Origin of the sequence: Roseiconus nitratireducens (genome assembly GCF_008629675.1) — a bacterium.
In the GTDB taxonomy this organism is placed as follows: domain Bacteria; phylum Planctomycetota; class Planctomycetia; order Pirellulales; family Pirellulaceae; genus Stieleria; species Stieleria nitratireducens.
In genome coordinates this window covers 545,448-564,577 of record NZ_VWOX01000003.1, presented here as the reverse complement: position 1 = coordinate 564,577, position 19,130 = coordinate 545,448, and the positions used below count along the sequence as shown (strand labels likewise).

General features: G+C 61.3%; 16 protein-coding genes. 7 read left to right on the top strand and 9 right to left on the bottom strand.

From position 1 onward, the window contains the following. Positions 1-18: 18 nt before the first annotated feature. Both aroC and rpiB read right to left on the bottom strand, forming a co-directional pair. Positions 19-1,269 carry a chorismate synthase gene (gene aroC, locus FYK55_RS07470; protein ID WP_150075745.1) on the bottom strand — a complete coding sequence of 417 codons (1,251 nt, stop codon included), beginning with the start codon at positions 1,267-1,269 and terminating at the stop codon, positions 19-21. Between the two features lie 67 nt (positions 1,270-1,336). Then, positions 1,337-1,876, bottom strand: coding sequence for a ribose 5-phosphate isomerase B (rpiB, locus tag FYK55_RS07465; protein WP_150075744.1), 540 nt, complete (start codon positions 1,874-1,876; stop codon positions 1,337-1,339). Positions 1,877-2,293: 417 nt separating this feature from the next. On the opposite strand from rpiB, the gene FYK55_RS07460 reads away from it, so the two are divergent. The 3 genes from FYK55_RS07460 (at position 2,294) to FYK55_RS07450 (ending at position 5,860) form a co-directional block, all read left to right on the top strand. After that, positions 2,294-4,087: a 30S ribosomal protein S1 gene (locus FYK55_RS07460; RefSeq protein WP_150075743.1), complete on the top strand. Its 1,794-nt coding sequence runs from the start codon at positions 2,294-2,296 to the stop codon at positions 4,085-4,087. Between the two features lie 256 nt (positions 4,088-4,343). Then, positions 4,344-5,156 carry a hypothetical protein gene (locus FYK55_RS07455; protein ID WP_150075742.1) on the top strand — a complete coding sequence of 271 codons (813 nt, stop codon included), beginning with the start codon at positions 4,344-4,346 and terminating at the stop codon, positions 5,154-5,156. A gap of 224 nt (positions 5,157-5,380) precedes the next feature. Beyond that, positions 5,381-5,860: a hypothetical protein gene (locus FYK55_RS07450; protein ID WP_150075741.1), complete on the top strand. Its 480-nt coding sequence runs from the start codon at positions 5,381-5,383 to the stop codon at positions 5,858-5,860. A gap of 35 nt (positions 5,861-5,895) precedes the next feature. On the opposite strand, the gene FYK55_RS07445 is transcribed toward FYK55_RS07450, so the two are convergent. The 3 genes from FYK55_RS07445 to FYK55_RS07435 form a co-directional block, all read right to left on the bottom strand. Further along, positions 5,896-6,810 (bottom strand): dihydrodipicolinate synthase family protein, encoded by a 915-nt coding sequence (locus FYK55_RS07445; protein WP_150075740.1) that lies wholly within the window; start codon positions 6,808-6,810, stop codon positions 5,896-5,898. A 91-nt stretch (positions 6,811-6,901) separates the two neighbouring features. Beyond that, on the bottom strand, positions 6,902-7,912 hold the full coding sequence (locus tag FYK55_RS07440) for an SMP-30/gluconolactonase/LRE family protein (RefSeq protein WP_150075739.1): 1,011 nt from the start codon (positions 7,910-7,912) through the stop codon (positions 6,902-6,904). Positions 7,913-7,955: 43 nt separating this feature from the next. Further along, positions 7,956-9,407: an endo-1,4-beta-xylanase gene (locus FYK55_RS07435; RefSeq protein ID WP_235908492.1), complete on the bottom strand. Its 1,452-nt coding sequence runs from the start codon at positions 9,405-9,407 to the stop codon at positions 7,956-7,958. Between the two features lie 352 nt (positions 9,408-9,759). Here FYK55_RS07435 and FYK55_RS07430 point away from each other — a divergent pair, with 352 nt between their 5' ends. Next, positions 9,760-10,668: a phosphoribosylaminoimidazolesuccinocarboxamide synthase gene (locus tag FYK55_RS07430; RefSeq protein ID WP_150075737.1), complete on the top strand. Its 909-nt coding sequence runs from the start codon at positions 9,760-9,762 to the stop codon at positions 10,666-10,668. Positions 10,669-10,875: 207 nt separating this feature from the next. Here FYK55_RS07430 and hemQ read toward each other — a convergent pair whose 3' ends face one another. Continuing rightward, on the bottom strand, positions 10,876-11,721 hold the full coding sequence (gene hemQ, locus FYK55_RS07425) for a hydrogen peroxide-dependent heme synthase (protein WP_201743645.1): 846 nt from the start codon (positions 11,719-11,721) through the stop codon (positions 10,876-10,878). Between the two features lie 725 nt (positions 11,722-12,446). Between hemQ and FYK55_RS07420 the strand changes: the two genes are divergently transcribed. Continuing rightward, entirely contained in the window at positions 12,447-13,319 is an 873-nt protein-coding gene (locus tag FYK55_RS07420) for a DUF1571 domain-containing protein (RefSeq protein WP_150075736.1), read from the top strand. A 2-nt stretch (positions 13,320-13,321) separates the two neighbouring features. Here FYK55_RS07420 and gatC read toward each other — a convergent pair whose 3' ends face one another. Both gatC and rpmB read right to left on the bottom strand, forming a co-directional pair. Beyond that, positions 13,322-13,609 carry an Asp-tRNA(Asn)/Glu-tRNA(Gln) amidotransferase subunit GatC gene (gatC, locus tag FYK55_RS07415; RefSeq protein ID WP_150075735.1) on the bottom strand — a complete coding sequence of 96 codons (288 nt, stop codon included), beginning with the start codon at positions 13,607-13,609 and terminating at the stop codon, positions 13,322-13,324. 260 nt (positions 13,610-13,869) lie between these two features. After that, a complete protein-coding gene (rpmB, locus tag FYK55_RS07410) occupies positions 13,870-14,136 on the bottom strand; it encodes a 50S ribosomal protein L28 (protein ID WP_150075734.1) in 267 nt (88 codons plus the stop codon). 565 nt (positions 14,137-14,701) lie between these two features. Here rpmB and FYK55_RS07405 point away from each other — a divergent pair. Both FYK55_RS07405 and FYK55_RS07400 read left to right on the top strand, forming a co-directional pair. Continuing rightward, positions 14,702-15,325, top strand: coding sequence for a hypothetical protein (locus FYK55_RS07405; protein ID WP_150075733.1), 624 nt, complete (start codon positions 14,702-14,704; stop codon positions 15,323-15,325). Between the two features lie 225 nt (positions 15,326-15,550). After that, positions 15,551-17,089, top strand: a complete 1,539-nt coding sequence (locus FYK55_RS07400) for a hypothetical protein (protein WP_150075732.1) — start codon at positions 15,551-15,553, stop codon at positions 17,087-17,089. A gap of 233 nt (positions 17,090-17,322) precedes the next feature. Here FYK55_RS07400 and FYK55_RS07395 read toward each other — a convergent pair whose 3' ends face one another. Further along, positions 17,323-19,113 carry an aspartate kinase gene (locus tag FYK55_RS07395; protein ID WP_150075731.1) on the bottom strand — a complete coding sequence of 597 codons (1,791 nt, stop codon included), beginning with the start codon at positions 19,111-19,113 and terminating at the stop codon, positions 17,323-17,325. Positions 19,114-19,130: the final 17 nt, after the last annotated feature.

Genomic DNA, 19,130 nt, shown 5'->3' with positions numbered 1-19,130 from the left:
GTTGCTCAAAAAGATTGATCAGAACAGGCTGGGCAGCCCCTCGCCCAGGCTCTGGGCACGTTGGCTGAGCGCGGCGTTCATCAGTTCGATGGCGACGCGTGATTCCAGGGTCACGCCGGCGCGGACTCCGACGCAGGGGTCGTGGCGTCCCTTCTCCAGCTCGAAATCGATCTCGGTCAAATCTTTGGTGACCGATTTCTGAGGCTTGTTGATCGTGGAGGTGGGCTTGAAGCCGACGCGGAACACCAGCGGCATTCCGGTGGTGACGCCCCCGATCAGTCCGCCGTGGGAGTTGCTGACGTATCCGGAGCGTCGGATGGCGTCGTTGTTTTCACTGCCGGTCCGACCGATGACGTCGATGCCCGCTCCGACTTCGCAGGACTGGACCGCGTTCAATCCGCCCAGCACGCCCATCACGCGGACTTTCAGACTTTGGTACAGCGGATCACCCAGCAGCGGCGGGACGTTGACGGCCACGACCTCCACACGGGCTCCCAGAGAATCACCCTCCTTGCGAGTCTGTTTGATCAGCTCGGCGGCTTCGTCGGCGAATGCGGGGTCGGCCGACGGGATCTCCGCCGACATCAACTCCGTCTCCAGTTTCTGCAGGCTGGCCGCATCAACGTGCAGCGAATCGGCGGATTCCATCAACGCCTGGCAACGGTCTGCCAGGGACACCTTGGCCCGTAGCGGTCCGACGCGGTCGATCGACGATAGCAGGACGGTCCCGAACGTCTGGTTAAGAAACAAGCGTGCGATGCTGCCGCCGATCACGTCGGTGATGGTCGCCCGATAGCTGCTTCGCCCGCCGCCTCGCACGTCGACGAAGCCGCGGGACTTGTGGAATTTCACCAAATCGGTGTGGCCGGGGCGGACCTGACCTTTGGGACCGACGAATTGGGTGTAGTCGCCCGACTTTTTGCTCGTTGAGAGCACCATGGCGGCGATCGGTTCACCGGTCGTGTAGCCGGCTTCATAGCCTTCGGTCTGGAACGAAGCGCCGTCAACTTCGACGGTGACGTTCGAGCCGCCCAGCAGCGCGCCGTGATCGTTCTGATACAGCCCCGAGAGCAGGACGACCTTGTCCTTCTCGTTGCGCGGGGTGCCGTGCTTGTTGCCTCCGGGGCGGCGGCGATCGAGAAACGGCTGGATCTGATCGCGGCGGAGCATCAGACCCGCCGGGCAGCCGAACACGATCGACGTGATTGCCGGTCCGTGCGATTCACCGGCTCCCGCGACTGCGAAAAAAGGTCCGCCCAGGATTTCCATCGGAGATAGCTGTTTGAATCGGGGACGTTGGCGATTGGAAGAGAATCAGGGACCGCGGGTGTGGGCGTCAATCCAAGGCGGCGCGTCCCTGCTGCTCGATTTGAAGCACTTTGTCCAGCCGACGCTGGTGTCGTTCTCCCGGAGTGTAGCGTGCGGCCAGAAAAGAGCGAATGATCTCCAGGGCCAGCTCGCTGCCGATGATTCGTCCCCCGATGCACAACACGTTCATGTCGTCGTGCTCGACGCCCTGGTGCGCCGAATAGGTGTCGTGGCAGATGGCGGCCCGAATGCCGGGGATCTTGTTGGCGGCCACGCTGACGCCGACGCCGCTGCCGCAAATCAGGATTCCGCGGTCGGCCTGCTGCTGGACGATTTGGCGGGAGACCGCGATGGCAAAGTCCGGGTAGTCGGACCGCTCGGCACTGTTGGCGCCACAATCAATGACCTTTCCCACCAGCGTGGCGTCCGGAGTCGTCTGCAAGTAGTCGGAAACGACCTGCTTGAGCGGGAACCCGGCGTGATCGCCTCCGATGGCCACGCGGAGGGGGGCGGGGCTGGCGGCGGCAGACGGATTGGCTGCAGAGGGGGAGACGTTCGGATCGGACATGAAAAGCGGACTGGCGGACGAAGTGGTTTCGAGGGAGCAAACGCAAGGCAGTTTACTCGCCCAGCCGATCTTGCGTTAGCCGCCCAAGATCGCGTAAATCCGGCGGAAATGCTGTTGTGGGGACTCCGGACCTCTGTTACCTTTCCGGGCTAAACCTTCTGAGCGCGTCGCTCAGACCCCTGCCCCGATGCGTGATTTTCTTTCGACACGCGTCGTCACCGTGACCTTCGATTCAACCCGGCACGGTTCGCAGCGGAAAGGCGTTTCAATCCTCCAACCCCAGAATCTGTCGCGTACGAGCAGTAGACCGCAAACAGTGCGGAGCGTTCCACGGCGATTGATTCTTCGCCACGGCGTGTTCTCTACCGCCCCGGCTTGCTTTGCCGATTTGTCGGCCGATTCCACTTGGAAAATTTCATGGTCAACCGCAATCTGATCCGTTCCCTCGAAGACGACGACATGCTCAACGATCTGGCCGTTTTGGCGCCAGAGGAGGAAACGGAAGATTGGCTGCTCGATTTTCTGCAGCACGCCGAGCAGCAGGACTACAACCAGGGAAGGATCGTCGACGGCAGGATTGTCGAAATCAATGACGAATGGGCCCTGATTGACGTCGGCTTCAAAAGTGAAGGCACCGTCAATCTGAACGAATGGGGCCCCGAAGAGGCGAAGCCGAAGGTCGGTGACGTCGTCCAGGTCCTGATCGAGGAAATGGAAGACGAGCTCGGTGCCGCCGATGACCCCTACGGAATGATCGCGCTTAGCAAAAGCAAAGCGGAAAAGATCATCGAATGGGAAAAGATCATCGAGACCATCGGCGAAGGCCAGGTGGTCACCGGGACGGTCATTCGAAAAATCAAAGGCGGCTTGCTGGTCGATATCGGCGTCAACGTCTTCCTGCCGGGCAGCCAAGTCGACATCCGTCGTCCCGGCGACATCGGCGATTTCATCGGCCGCGTGATCCAGGCCGAAGTCTTGAAGATCGACGACACCCGCCGAAACATCGTCATCAGCCGGCGGTCCTTGATCGAGAACCAGCGGGAAGAAGACCGCGCCTACCTGATGCAGGAACTGGAAGTCGGGCAGATCCGCAAAGGGATCGTCAAGAACATCGCCGACTTCGGTGCCTTCGTCGACCTGGGCGGCATCGACGGCCTGTTGCACATCACCGACATGGCTTGGGAACGAATCTCCCACCCCACCGAGATGGTTTCCATCGACCAGGAAATCGAAGTCAAGGTGCTGCACATCGACCGCGAAAAGCAAAAGATTGCTTTGGGTCTGAAGCAAAAAGACCGCAACCCGTGGGAGAACATCGAGGAGAAATACCCGGTCGACTCCAACCACATGGGCGAAGTCGTCAACGTGATGAGCTACGGTGCTTTCGTCAAACTGGAACCGGGCATCGAAGGTCTGGTCCACATCAGCGAGATGAGCTGGACCAAGCGGGTCAATCACCCCAGCGAATTGGTCAACATCGGCGACAAGATCGAAGTCAAGATCCTGGGCGTCGACCCCGAAGGCCAGCAGCTGTCCCTGGGCATGAAACAGACCCAAAAGAATCCGTGGGACGACGTTCTGGATCGCTACCCCGAGGGCACCGATGTCACCGGAAAGGTCCGCAACCTGACCAACTACGGGGCCTTCATCGAACTGGAGGAAGGGATCGACGGCTTGCTGCACGTCAGCGACATGTCGTGGACCCGGAAGATCGGGCATCCCAGCGAACTGTTGGAAAAAGGCCAGGAACTGAAGTGCCGCGTGCTGAGCGTTGACGAACAGCGTCGCCGAATCGCCCTGGGTCTGAAGCAATTGGACAACGACCCCTGGGACGGCGACATTCCGGACAAGTACCAGCCCGGCCAATTGGTCAAAGGCCAAGTCACCAAGATCACCAACTTTGGTGTCTTCATCGGTTTGGAAGACGGTCTGGAAGGTTTGCTGCACATCAGCGAATTGGCCGAACACAAAGTCGAGAACCCCGAAGAAGTGGTCAAAGTTGGCGACGAGATCGAGGTCAAGGTGCTTCGCGTGGACACCGACGAACGCAAGATCGGCCTGTCGCTCAAACGTGTCGACTGGGGCGAAGAACAGGAACGTGCCGCGGCCGAGGCCGAAGCGGCCGAAACCGGTCAAGTTCCCAGCCAAGACGGCGACCTTAAGGGTGGTCTGGGAAGCGGCGAAGGTCCGCTGTTCCCCACCGGGAACTGATCCTCGGTCCGCTGCGGCGCCCCGGCGCCCCGGAACCTATGCACCAACCGCAAAAAGCGGGAGCTTCGGCTCCCGCTTTTTTTTGCGCTCCTGCGCTTTCTGACTCGCCGGCGAGCCGCTTCCCAATGGGTCAAACGTGTCCGCCCAGAAACCTCGTCATTTTCTCGTCACATCCCGCAGCGAGTCCCGCTTGAAGTAGGAGCAAAAAGATTCAACCGCTGACACGCGTTCCATGGGGACTCGGGGGACTCTACAAATGAACACGTCATTTCGATTTCGCTGGCTTGTCGCCGGTTGCCTGGCATTCTCGGTCTTCGCTGCCGAGACAGCTTCCGCTCAATCAACCTGCCGTCGGTATCCGAGCCTTTCGAGCAGCTCTTGCAATGCGGCCCGCTATCACTCGCGCGGAATCCCCTTGTACGGGGTCGCTGGCGGCTACGGCTACGGTGCTTATGGAGGCTACGGAAGTGCCTACGCCACCCAGCCCCTGTACGCGGCCGCCACGTGGGTCCGAGCGCTCGCATCGGCGAACCTGCTGAACGCGCAAGCCCAGACGGAGTACGGCCAGGCACGGATTCAGCATGCCTATGCCGACCGCGAGGTCATGGAAAACAGTGTGCAGTATCAACTGACCCGGATGGAAAAGAAACGCATCAATCGCGACTACCGATTTGGCCATCTGCATGAACGCGGCCGGCTGATTCGCGAAGCCAAATTGGCGGCTCATCGCTTCGATCCGCCGGTCATCGAGCGGCCGGTCGATCCGGCCACCGGTCAGGTGCGTTGGCCGCTGCTGCTGCAGACGAGCCACTTCGCCAAGGCTCGACAGCCGATTGACGAGGTGTTCTACCAACGCCAGGTGCACGGACAGATCAATCCGGATCATTTCCTTCCCATGCGAGACTGGATCGCGCGGGTCAAACAGGAACTGAGATCCAGGATGCACCAGTATGAACCGGAGGACTACGTGCAATCCCGGGACTTCCTGACGTCTTTGATCGATGAAGCGCGTCAGCCACGGTCGTCGCAGCCGGAAGGCGTTCAACTGGCTGCGGCCGAAGCACGCTGAGACGGCAGCCGGACAGGCGAAGGGTGTCCCGGGTGGGGCCCGATGGCTGTGGCCGTCGACGTTGACAAACGGCAACGTCGGATGCGGTCGCGTGTTGCAAAAAGGCAACTTGACCCGTGGTGAAACCGGTCGTTCGGATTTTTCCTGTTCGGGGGTGCGGCCTTGGCGAAGGCCGATGAGGGCAATCGAACTGCTCTTTTTCCGGGTTCGGGGACTGGTTTTAGGTGCATCGCACCAGCGAGGTTGCAACTTCGTTTGCGGTATCGCTGGTCCTCCGGGTACGCGATGTGCAATTCGTCCCCGGCATGAATCCACATTGCATCTTCCGCGCTGCGTGGGCCGTTGGACTGGTATGTCTGCTGGCGGCTGCCGGTTGTTCCCCGCCGGAACGCTTCGAAAACGAACGAGGCCGATTCGTCACGACGTCCGATTCGGATGCCGCGATTCCATCTGGTCTGCGTCGCACGAAGTACGGCTGGGAAGACGCATCGTTGTGGACCGCCCCGCCAAACAGTCGACCGCAATCGATCGAATCCTGGATGGAGCGTCAGCAGCGTCTGGAGCCCAGTTGGATTCGTCGCTGCTTCTTGAAGCTTCGCACCACGCCACCGCTGATGATTGCCGTGATCCAGATCACCGCCATCGCCGCAATCGTGCACATCAGTCGCACCCACGCCATGGCCACCGCCACCATCGATGATTGATGGTCGATGCTTGATGGTCATGGATGCCGGTTGCGTCACGCCTGATGTGACCGCATCGATTGAACCACGTTCCGAATCTGGCCGACCACTTCCTCGTCCAAGTCACTCAACATCGGCAGGATCGGACCGGTCGTCGCGATGTCGGCCTCCTGGACCGCGTGGTGCAAGACTCGGATCGGGCTGTAGTGGTTTCGCAGATCTTCCAAGGGTTGGAACCATTGGCGGATGGATTCCGCGGTGTCGAAGTCGCCGTCTTGAATGGCACGCAGCATTGCCATGCTGCGTTCGGGCGCCACGCAGACACACCCGCTGGTGAATCCTTCCACGCCGAAGTCACGCAAGTGGACAATTGCCGGCTGTTCACCGATCCCGCTGACCACCCGCTCGGAGGGAAACACGTCCAGCACTTCCCGCAGATAATCGTCCTGGCTGGGGTCATCCAAAACGACCGCGTACTTGATCCAGGAAATCGCCCCGTCACGGTGCAACGCTTCGATCAGGGACGGTTCCAGCCAGCGATCGAATTTCAGGTACACCACCAAGGGCTTGCCCAAGCGTTCGGCCAATCGGCGGATCCCGCTGGCGATCCCTTGCGGATCGACGACGTCTCGAGAGGGCAGCAGCATCGCCGTGGGAAAGTCAAACCCGCGGAGCATCTCCACCTGGTCGGCCGCAAGGCCATAGGACGGTCCGATCGACGGAACTACCGTGGTCTGGTCGGAGCTTGCATCGGCCAGCAGCCGCAACGTGGCGGCGTATTCCGACGGTTTCATGTGATAGAACACCGCGTTGCCACCGTACAGCAGCGACCGGACTCCGCCGGCTTCCAGAAACTGAATGATCTTCTGGTTCTCGACGGCGCAGACTTGTCCGACCTCGTTGCGCGCCAGCGGCGGAACGGCGAACACACTTTCGGACAGGTGGGCGGGGTCAAATGGCGTGGTGAGCATGGTGGTGATCGTGCGGGCGTGTGGCGACCGCCGAGCGGTCGCCAGGAGTGAAGAAAGGCAATCGGCTGACAGGTATGCCGAAACGGGATCGCTAGTGCAGACCGGCGATCGGCATTTCGACGCGGTAGACGGCGGTCCGTGCGGTCACGTACATCGTTTTCCATTCCGGACCGCCAAAGCAAACGTTGGCCGGTTGTTGCGGAAAGGAAACCAGGCCCAGCGGTTCACCCGCCGGTGAAAAGATTTGGACGCCAAGGTTGCTGGTGATGTACACGTTTCCTTTTTCGTCCAACGTGATGCCGTCGGCACCCGTGTTGGTTTTGCCGTCGGGTTGCGCCAGGGTGCAAAACGTTTTCGGCTCGGACAGCCGACCTGGTTGCGACACGTCGTAGACCAACATTTCGGCTTGTTGGCTGGGGCAAACGTAAAGGTGCTTGCCGTCGGGTGACAGGCCGATGCCGTTGGGCGCCGGCAGCCCCTCTGTGACGCGCCGGACATCTCCGTCGCGCGAAACGTAGTAGCAGGCTTGAACGTCCTGCGGCAGCGGTTGCGGGGCGCGGAACAGCGGATCGGTGAAGTAAATGCCGCCTTCCGAGTCGGCCACCAAATCATTGGGTGCGTTGAACCGTTTGCCCTCGTACGTTCCCGCCACGGTCGTCGACGATCCCGTCTTCGCATCATAAATCGCCACTTGGCCATCCATTTGGCAGCCCAGGATGCGGCCGTCGGTAGTGATCAAGATGCCGTTGTTGTGATTGGATTGGTCGGTGAAGGTTGTCAACGAACCGTCGGCTGCCAGGCGATGAATTTTGTTGGCCGGAATGTCGGAGAAATACAGCGTCTTGTTGACTTCATCCCACGCGGGACCCTCAGTGAACTCGAATCCGTCCTGGACCAGTTCGACCTTGCCGGTCGGCTGAATGCTGGATGGCGCGTCCTGGGCGGTCGCCCGCATCGCCGGGCCCCCGACCAGGCTTCCCGCGACCAGGCTTCCCGCCAACAGGGACGCGGCGAGCATGCGGCTAAGCTGTCGAACACTGCTCTGCGGAACACTGCCCTGTGGACCGGACGCGTTGAGATGCTGGGTGATGAAACATCGCATGATGGAGATCTCCTTGGTGGAAACGGGGGCGTGGGAGGACGGGTCAGGTCAAGAAATCTTTGCGAAGTCGTTCAAGGTAGTCCAACAGCGGGCGGGGCGTTCCGACCGCGTCAATCACACCCGAGTGGCTTTGGACGTGCGGTTCGTTGTCCGCCCAGCCGTCCCAGACGATTCCGTGAACCATGTGCTTGGCCAGCAGCGTGCGGATCAGCGGTCCGGCGATGCGAAGTTGATTGGCGGACATCTCTTGTTTGTTCTCACTGGCGGTCAGTGTTTTGTCTCGCACCAACGCCTTTTCATCCTCGCCGCTGCCACCAGGGACGGTCAACTGGACCAGCATGGGAAGCCCCAACGTTCCCCAGCGATCGATCATCTGTCCGAAGTCGACCGAGGATCGCGGCAGCGTCGCGTCGCTGGTGTAGTTCAGCCGAACGTCCAGTCCGACGCCGGCCATTCCCAGTCCGCTGCGGGCCAGCGCGTCGGCGAAGTGCAGCGGTGAAATCGCGTCCCGGTATCGGGCCAGGTATTCACCAAACGGCTGATCAAAGGACACGATGGCCGGCGTGTTCGGATCGGCGCGGCGAACCGTTTGCAACACCGCGACGGCCAACCGCATGACCTGTTCGTCATCCATTTTGATGGGGCCGGGCGTGTTCAGTCCGGAGACGCAATTCCACAGGTGGATCGAACCGCGATAACGCTGCACCGTTCGCTCCACATACTGCGTGGCTGATTGGACAAACGATTCGAAATTGTCTTCGATCAGGTACATCCACGGTGGCATCATCTTGGCGCGAAAATCGATCAGCGGTCCGGCGATCACTCGCAAACCCCGCTCAGCGCACCAGTGGATCGATCGGTCACACGTGTCAAAGTCAAACCGTCCGGCATCGGATTCGATGTGTCCCCAGTTGGCCCGCACGGCGGCGGCGTTGAAGGCCGACTCAAAACGTGAGCTGAGCATCGATCGGGTCGGCGCCGGCGGGACCAGGCTGCCAGCCAGCAGCGTGCCGATCTGCGGTTCGCGTTGAATCCGGTAAGCGATCGATTGGGCTGCGAACGATTCACCCAAATCCGCGATCGCCTGTTCCAGCGTCGCGATCGCTTGCAGGGCGGATTGGGCGCAGCGGTCCGGATCATCGCGTGCTTCGCTGGCATCCAGAAATTGCGAGGTGCCACGCTGAAGCAGTTCGTCAAATCGATCCGAGAGCGCCAATCCGGCACGCTGCCAATTGCTCGACTGCACCCGGGCCCGGTAACAACTTCCCCGAGCCAGTTCCAAAAACAGCGGATGCGGAGTCTCAGTGGGCATCAGCGAACAGGTGGACAAGGTGCGATAGCCCAGGCCCTTGGTGGGGCACGTCAGGTACAGCTTGCCCGATGTTTGAACCGGCCGAGCGATCGACAGCACGCCTTTGGAAACCGTGTTCTTGCATTCCCACGGCACGCCCTCGATTCCACAGATGTAGGCATCCTTCCACAGCGTTTGTTTCAACAGCTGGGTCGATTCGGATGGGACAGCGAAATGGAATTGCCCCATAGGTCGGGCCAGCAAAACCGGTGGAATTCGAAACAGAGTGGGCGCGATTTTTGGCCGTAGTTTACCGGTTCCGGTGGACAAGGGCGACCGTGCCGCCGGTGCACCGCGAACGGGATCGGTTTTTCGATTGCCCCTTCGCCGCGGGTGGTCGTCTTGCGGTCGGAGGATCGGCAGAACGGTCCGAAGGAGGGCGGGTTGGCTGCGCGGTGCTGGTCGGGTAGGAAAGGCTGGGGCCGACCGATCGGTAACGCCGGTGCGATGCGTTTGCCGGTGCCATGTTTCCCACTCCACGCCGCCAGTTTTCACCATGACGCTTGATGCCAACGGCGATTCGCCGCCGTCGCTGTACGAGTTCGACGCCGCCGGCGCGCTGCTGAGCACGCAGTTGCCGTTGCCTCGCAAAAGCGGCAAGGTGCGAGATTTGTATGATCTGGGTGAAACGCTGTTGGTGGTCAGCACCGATCGGATCAGCGCCTTCGACTACATCCTGCCGTCCGGAATCCCCGACAAGGGGCGGCTGTTGACGCAGATGAGTGCCTTTTGGTTCGACTTTCTGGGCGGACGCCACCACCTGATTTCCACGGACGTCCCGGCTTCGTTGTCCGGATTCGATACCGGACCACTGGAGGGCCGGATCATGGAGGTCCAGAAAGCCCAGGTCGTGCCCTTTGAATGTGTCGTCCGCGGGTATCTGGAAGGCAGCGGATGGCGGGAGTACCAGGAATCCGGCCAAATTTGCGGCGAAGCTCTGCCAGCGGGCTTGCGCCAGTGTGATCAGTTGCCCGAACCGATCTTCACCCCGGCAACCAAAGCCGAGCGAGGGCATGACGAAAACGTTTCCATCCAACGGATGATTTCCGATCTGGGCCGCGAAACCGCTGAGGCGCTCCGCGAGAAAAGCCTGGACATCTATCAGCGGGCATCACGACACGCCCGTTCCCGGGGCATCCTGATCGCCGACACCAAGTTTGAATTCGGAACCATCGGTGACGAATTGGTGTTGATCGACGAAGTGTTGACCCCGGACTCCTCGCGGTTCTGGGACGCATCGATCTACCAGCCCGGCGCCGCCCAGCCGTCCTTCGATAAACAGTTTGTCCGCGAATGGCTGTCGCAATGCGGCTGGGACAAGAACAGTCCGCCGCCGGCATTGCCCGACGACATCATCCGGCAGACCGCAGCGAAGTACCGCGAGGCCTACGAGCGTCTGTCGTGAGCGCCGTCCCGGAACGGAAGGGTGAAGGACTGTAGGAGCCGCAGCGGCTTCGCGGCGACAGCAACACCGCCGTCAGCTCAAGCCGACGGAACGGCGCCACCTTGCGTGTACCGCTTATCGCTAGCCGCGGGTTCTTTCGCTTCTACCGGCGGCTAGTGCCTAGCCGCTGATTGCACTGCAAGTCACGGTGTTTTGGGATTGCGGTGCCTAGCCGCCAACGACGCGGCAGTGCTTCAGGATGGTTTCCGCATCGGCCTGGTAACCGACGTAGAACGGTCCGAACTCGGCGTACTTGGCGCTGGCGACATCGAATCGCATTTTGTAGACGATGTCTTTCAGGTAGTCCGGATTGCGCGCCCACAACGTGACCATCCATTCCCAGTTGTCCAGGCCGACCCCGACGGTGATCAACTGAGACACCTTGCCGGCGAACGCGATTCCGCTTTGGGCGTGCTCCGCCATCATCTTGTTGCGGGCACTGAACGGTTCGGTGAACCAATTGGCACCGGGCACGCGTGACTTGTTCATCGGATAGAAGCAGGCGGCCGGCCAGTCAGGAATCTCCGGTCGCAATCGTTGCTCATTCATCATCGGCAGCCGACGCTCGTACGCGGCGACCTTGGCCGTCAGCTCGTCGGAGTCCGGCGCCGTGCCCTCGGCGATCAATCGGTCCCGGTACCGCTCGATGGTCGGAACGTACTCACTGACTTCGCTGATCGACACGAAGGACCAGACCGGTTCGAGGAACTGACCCAGCGGGGGCGCGGTCAGGGATTGGTGGATCGCATCCACTTTGGCGGGGTCGGGATCCATGACCATCACCGCAAAGTCCGCCTCGTGGCCGCTGATCCAGTAGGTGGCCAAACGTTCCGGGACGGCGTCCCCCGACGGCTCGAGCGCCCGCCGGAATTGCTGGACACACGGTTCGGACAACACCGTTGGCATCGCTTCGCGGCGAAATCGATACAGGAAGTGTCCGCAGTGCCATCCTTTTTCCGGAATGGTCGAGGGCTCGGGCAGCGGGGCGGCGTGGGGGTGGGGGCGTCCAGACATCGAAGCGGTGACAGGGGAAGGAGAGCAGTGAGAGCGCGACGGACGCGGCCGCCGACGCAGCATCGGCGCGTATCCTAACCGCTGACGCCCCTCCTTGGCGACGGCGGGGACGGGCCGGTGGAGCGACCGCACGCTCACCCGCGCCGGAGGAACTGGCAGAACCAGCCTGCAGTGCGTACCCGGGCGGAGCCCGGGCACGAGGCGTTGCTGGGAAACCGCCCTGGTTCCAAGGCTCCGGCCTTGGAGCCCGCTGCCTTGCAGGCTCCGCCTGCGGGAGCGCCAGAGGAGCTGGCAAAGCCTGCAGTGCGTACCCGGGCGGAGCGCGGGCACGAGGCGTTGCTGGGGCACCGCCCTGGTTCCAAGGCTCCGGCCTTGGAACCCGCTGTCTTGCAGGCTCCGCCTGCGTGAGCGCTAGAGGACCTGGCAAAGCCTGCGCACGAGTTTCCATCTCCGTCATGGAGAGCGGTGGGATTCCTCTGGTCAGCGGTGCCCGATTTCGATTACAAGCAGATTCAAACGCCTGGGCAGGTGTCCCGGTGGGGCGCCGTCGCCCCTTTTAAGCTGAATGGATTGAATCGGATGGTCGGCCAACGAAGGGATGCGAGGGTTGGCCCAATTGGAAACTCGATCCCGAATCTCTTCAACTTTCCACCGGGACAGCGGCGATAGGACTCCAACAGGCCGATGGTTTTGGCCGTCCAACGCACGCAAGGAAGCAAACCGGTATGCAACGACGCCATTTTCTCGCCGTGACTGGCTCGATCGCGGCCGCCGCCGCAACCCCACGCTGTTTTGCAAAACCGCCAAACCTGGTCGAACCGGTCCACCGGGTAGCCAATGCCGCCAGTTTGGAGCCGGCCAACGACCGTCAACTGAGCCCGCTGGACGATGCCTTGGAACGGGCACGCCGGAGTCTGGCCGTCTGTCGGGAATCGGTCAACGATTACACTGCGTTGCTGGTCAAACGCGAAAAGGTGGGCTCGACGCTGGGCCCGCATGAGTACATGACGGCCAAGATTCGCTGTCGAAAAGTCGAAAACGGCCGGCTCGTTCAGCCGCTCAGCGTGTACCTCGGGTTTGTCAAACCGGCCGCGGTCAAGGGCCGCGAGGTGTTGTTTGTCGAAGGCCAGAACGACGGAAACCTGATTGCCCACGAGGGCGGCTTCAAAGGTCGGTTCCTGCCCACCGTTCATCTGCCGCCCGACGGCGCCTTGGCGATGCGAGGTCAACGCTACCCGATGACCGAAATCGGTCTGGAAAACTTGTTGGTCAAATTGATCGAACGCGGGGAGCAGGCCCGGCAGCTGCCGGATGTCGCTTCGGAGATGAAACGTGGGGTGAAGATCAATGACCGGCCCTGCCGCGTGCTGACCGTCACGCAGCCCACCAAGCGGCCGGAGTTGGCGTTCTATCAGGCCAAGATCTACATGGACGAGCAGTTGAACATGCCGATCCGATACGTGGCCTATGACTGGCCGTTGACCCAGGGACAGCCGCTGGAAGTGATCGAAGAATACAACTACTTGAACTTGAAGTTGAACGTCGGACTGACCGACGACGACTTCGATCCGCGGAACTCCGAATACAACTTCTACTGAAGTTAGCCCAGCACGGGCGGAACTCGGAAGCACTCTTCATCGGCCGACGGAGCGTTGGCCAATGCCGCCTCGCGATCCAATCCTGGCGTCACCCGATCGGGACGCCAGCGATTGTCAACATCCAGAGCCGTCGTCATCGGCTCCACGCCCTCGGTGTCCAGCTCAGACAACTTGGCGACAAATTCCAGGATGGTTTCCACCTGTGGGCCCAAGTGCCTGACCTCTTCGGCGGAAATCTCCAGCCGCGCAAGCAGAGCCAGTTTGCGGACATCGTCTTCGCTGAGTGCCATCAGACAGGTTCCTGGACGATCGATTCGGTTGAGGAGGCAGCGGATTCCGGATGCGTCACGAGTGGTACTTTCATTTTGGATTTGTGACCAGCGACCACGTGTTTCGCCACTTCACCCTCCCGCCTCGCGGGAGGGTGAACCAGAGAACGCTTGGACTAGATGGACAGCGCCATTTTGGGTGAGCCGCGTGGCGCTAGCCGCGGGTGCTATAGCCGCAACCGGCGCTCGCCGACGACGCGCGGATATCTCAAGACGTGTGGCTATTTGACGCCGCTGACGTCAAACGGCTTGGTCTTCACCGTCTTGCGAATCGCCCCGCTGCGGATGCACTGGACGCAAACCCGCATCGATTTGTTCTCGCCTTCGGGCGTGGTCACATGGACGCGCTGCAGGTTGGGGACGAACTTGCGACGTGTGATGCCGGTGATTTTTGTCCCGACGCCGCCCAAGTACTTTGCCTTACCACGGGTTTCGATGCGGTTGCCCATCTGGACGCCTTTCCCGCAGATTTCACATTGTCGTGCCATAGCACATCCTCCCCGGTCCGGATGCCGGGGCTCCTCGGCAGTTTTTTTGTCTGGTGTTATACGTGTTTGTCGTCGCGATCGAAGCCACGCCCCGAATCGGTCGGCGTGGGCGTCGGATGGCCGAACATTGCCCAATTTGAACGACTGGGCCCAATCCGGACCCACGCGGGAATGCGTCCCGCAGGGGGGATCGCTGGTCGGCTGTCGCTGTGAGGGATGCAGACTATACAAGCCGACCGCCTGAGACGGAAGAAGTAATCTGGATGCAGCGGCGTCCGTCCCGCAATTGGTCGCCGCCGGGCGGGCCAGGGCACTGGGAGAGCCAGGGCATCGGGTGGGCCAAGGTGCTCCGGCGCTGCTTCAGGTTCATCGCAGTCAGGGCCCCTGTTGGGGTGGTCTTCGAGGACCCCACTCTGCGCCCAGGGCGTCTTCTTGAGAGAAATCATTGATAAATCTCAAGTTGCTCTCCCGGGCGTCCGAATATTTCCTCTAAGCCTCCCACTTCGTTCCGCATCCTGCCTTGCGCATCGATCGGACGACCTCTCCTGACCGAGTGCCCCGGACCATGATCACTGCTTCCCTGCCTCACCGCACCGGCCTGTCGTTTCCACTGCGACACGCGTATCTGACGCTTCCCCTGTCGCTGCTGCTATTCAGTTTGTGTGGTGGTTGCACGTCGGTCGACCTGCCGTCGATGTCGGCTGCCGACCTGATGGCACCGAACTTTCAAAGCATGTTGCTGCCGGAATCGAAGCGTCAAACGATGAAGTACCAGCCGGCGGCCGGAACCACCCCGGCGCTCGGGGAGACCGCGGACGGTTCGCTGTCGATGGAAACGTACCAGCGGATTCGCCAAGCCAAAGCCGAAGGTGCGGTCGTCCTTCAGGTGGCCGGTGACGAAGCGCCGATCCGCGTCTTGCCACTGCCCGAAGGTCCGCGGAGCGTGTTCGTCAGCGAACTGCTGACGCAAACCGGAGTGATGAAGCGTTTCGGACGCGTCGACGCCACGCTGTATCGTCCCTCACCGGAATCTATTTCTGGCATCCGCATGGACGTCCAATTCGACGGCGATGGCGTTGTTGAGCCGGCCAGCGACTATGCCCTTCGCCCCGGCGACCGGCTCCACGTCCGCAAGAAGGCGTCTCGCAATTCCATTCAGGGGCTGGTGGACATGGCGCTGAAGCGCTGAGTCGCTGGAAAGGGTGCCGCTGGACGGAGTATTGAGCGTCGCTGCCAAAAAGGTGACGCGGTTTTCGCGGGCGATGGTTTTTCCGCGGGCGCTGGTGCCGTGCCGACCGGGGCGACTGGAAGCAAACCCACCCCGGCGGCTACACTCAAGTCGGGTCTCTGACGCGTTGTCCGTTCATTTGCGGGGTGAAGGTCGCGTCTCCTTTCCGATACGGGTGCGGTCCAGATGTCTGCTATTGTCCATTGCCCCAAATGCAACGCTTCGCTGACGGTCGGCCCGGAACAATCCGGCCAGCGTTTGCAGTGCCCGCGTTGTCAGAAGACGTTTCTGGCACCGGCATCGCTCAGCGGCTCTGCCGGCGCGACGGCGGAAGACGATGACTGGTTGACGTTGGACGAAGACCCGCCGCCACGCCCGGCACCCACGTCATCGGTGTCGCTGGAAGACGCGGATGACGTCGGTTCCGACACGGACGAGGTGGATGAGGTTGAACTGGTCGAGGAGGACGGTTTCGGGGAAGACGCGTTCGGGACGGACGGACTGGAAGGTGGGTTCGGGTCGGGCGGGATCGAGCACGAGACGTCCAGCGATCCGGAAGATTTGTTTTCCGGTCTGCCCGATCTGGAGCAACCTGCTGCCTCGAGCAAACCCGCTGCCCCAAATCAACCCGCCGGTCCAAATCAACCCGCCGGTCAGGGCGCCAAGGCCCCCGCGGCGGAACCCCTCGATCCGGAACAGACGTTTCGCGTGACCTGCCCGGTCTGCGGATCGTTGTTGTACCCCAAGGTCAAACAGTCCGGGAAAACCATCCGCTGCGGCGATTGCCACAGTGATGTTCGGGTGCCGAAACCGCCTAAGAAGAAGGTCACCCCGACGATCACGCAGGAAGCGGAAAGCTATCGCTTTGCCGAGTCCGCCAGCCCGGAACGACCGGCCGATCCGTTTCAACGCAGCGCCGACGAACTGTTGAAGGCGGCCGAGCGGGATGATTCCGATGAACCGAACAAGCCGGACGATGACGTCCCCAGCACGGTCGGTTGGTTCAAAACCGTGTTCGGAATTTTTCTCGATACCGGCGTGATCATCCACCTGGTCGGACTGTCGATCCTGCTGGCGATCCCGGCCGCAGTGACCTATGCGATTCCGGTGTTTGCCCTGGGGATGTTCCCGCTGGGCCTGATCGGGATCACGCTGACGACCGCATGTGGCTTTGCCATCTTGATCGGGGTGGCGAACGAACATGAGCAAATCGAAGACTGGCCGACCGTCGATCCCGTCGGCTGGTTTGAACCGCTGTCGCTGGTGATCGCCGCCACCGCGATCGCCGTGGGGCCGGCCTACGTGTTGACCAAGGCCTTCGGTGCGCCGGCGGTGATCTCGATCGGCGTGGTCATGTTTTCGGTCTACGCCGCGTTTCCGTTCATCCTGCTGTCGATGCTGGACATGCAGAGCGTCACGTCGCCGTTTTCTGAGGATGTTGGAAAGAGCGTGACACGCTGCCAAGAAGATTGGGGTGCCTTCTATTTTTCGTCGGGGATTTTGTTCGCCGCGCTGTTTGGGTACTTCCTGATCGCCAGTTACTCACCGATCAGCGTGGCGATCGGCGTGGTGCTCTCAATCACGACGGTGTTCTTGTACTTCGCCATGTTGGGGCGGTTGGCCCTGGCGATCGGCGAAGTCGCGGAGTTGCCGGCACTGGAGCCCGACGACATCGAAAAGAGCGACGCACCGGATCAGCCGGAAGGTCAACAACAGAAAGATTGATTGAACGGGATCTCCTTCCGGGCATTGGTATCAACACAAGACTTCACCCTCCCTCCGGGAGGGTCGCGGAGGAGCTTGCGACGACGCGGGGAGGGGCATGGCGGCCCTGGTTGATTACATCTGGTTGTAGAAAAAGCCCTCCCCAAAGGCTCGTGCCTCGCCTTTGACCCTCCCAGCGGGAGGGTGAATTTCAAAAAGCAGCTTTGAATAGTACGGTAGCGACTCGATCTGAGTCACTTGGCCAGGGATTCGGCGAAGACCCGCTCCAATCCGATCTTGGCGCGGACGGCGGCTTCGCTGTCGATCACCGCGGTCACTTGCAATTCGCTGGTGCCGATCATCTGCACGTTGATTTCGTCGGCGGCCAAGGTCTCGAACAGCAGCGTGGCCACATGGGTGTGGCTGCGCAGTCCGATCCCGCTGACGGTCACCTTGGCGATGTTGCCACCGCCCTGCACACCCCGCATGGCGTGGGCCGCGGCGATTTGCTTGGCCACTTTCAAACTGGGCTCCAACGCGTCTTCGTCCACGGTGAAGCTGACACTGGTGGAACCTTCTTCGCCGTTGTAGCCCTGCACGATCATGTCGACCGAGATCCCGGCGGCACCGATTTTTTCGAACATGTCGGCGGCGATTCCGGGGCGATCGGGGACACCGAACAGCGTCACGCGGGCCTGGTCCTCGACGACCGAAATGCCCGTCAACGTGAGCGCCTCCAACGCATCATCTCGCAGGCGGCTGACCAAGGTTTCGACCTCCACTCCGGCGGCCCGATCCGCTTTGATTTCGCTCCAGGACTTCGCGTCCGATGGTTTCTCGTGCAACGAGAACGCCGTGTGGACGGCCCGTAAGGCGTCGATCGCCTGATCACGCGGTACCAGGGCGCTGATCTTGATTTCGCTGGTGGTGATCATGTGGATGTTGACGTCCGCCTGGGCCAGCGCCCGAAACATTCGGCTGGCGACGGCCGCTTGCTGCACCATGTTGGCGCCGACCACGCTGACCTTGCTGACCTGGTCGTCGTGGGTCAACGCTTCGGCTCCGATGGCGTCGACGACCGGCGCCAACGTCGCCAACGTGGTTGCCAATTCCTTGCGTTGGACGGTGAATGACACGTCGGCTTTGCCGCCGTCACCGACGTTTTGCACGACCATGTCGACGGCGATTTTCTTTTCCGCGATCGCGGAGAAGATTTGCAGACTCTTGCCGGGAACATCCGGTACACCCAGGACGGTGACACGCGCCTCGTCGGGCGTCATCGCGGCACCGCTGACGGGCGCCGAGGACGATTCCTGTTCGGTGACAATCATCGTGCCCTCGGTGTCCGAAAAACTGCTCCGCACGTGGATCGGAACGCCGAACTTTTTGGCGAACTCGATGCTGCGGTTGTGCATCACGCTGGCACCCAGGCTGGCAAGTTCCAGCATTTCGTCGTAGCTGATGACGTCCACCCGGCGGGCTTCCGGAAGCAGGCGAGGATCGGTCGTGTACACGCCGTCAACATCCGTGTAGATCTCGCAGGAGTCGGCTTTGAGCACCGCGGCGAGCGCGACCGCGGTCGTATCGCTGCCACCGCGCCCCAGCGTGGTGATGTTCAAATCGTTGTCGATTCCCTGAAAGCCGGCTGCGACCACGATCTTGCCATCGTCAAGCAAGCGATTGATCCGTTCGGTGTTGATCGATCGGATGCGAGCCTTGCTGAAACTGCTGTCGGTCTGCATGCCGATTTGCCCACCGGTCAGGCTGACCGCTTCGCTGCCCAGCTCGTGGATCGCCATCGCAACCAGAGCCACGCTGACTTGTTCGCCGGTGCTCAGCAGCATGTCCATTTCTCGGGCCGGCGGATTCGGTCCGACTTCCGCGGCCAATTCCAGTAACCGGTCGGTGTTCTTGCCCATCGCACTGACGACCATGACCACGCGGTTGCCCTGCCGCTGGGCGCGAATCGCTTTTCTCGCCGCGGCCCGGATCTTTTCAACATCGGCGACGCTGGTGCCGCCAAACTTCTGGACGATCAGTGACATGACAGTGCTGACAAAAA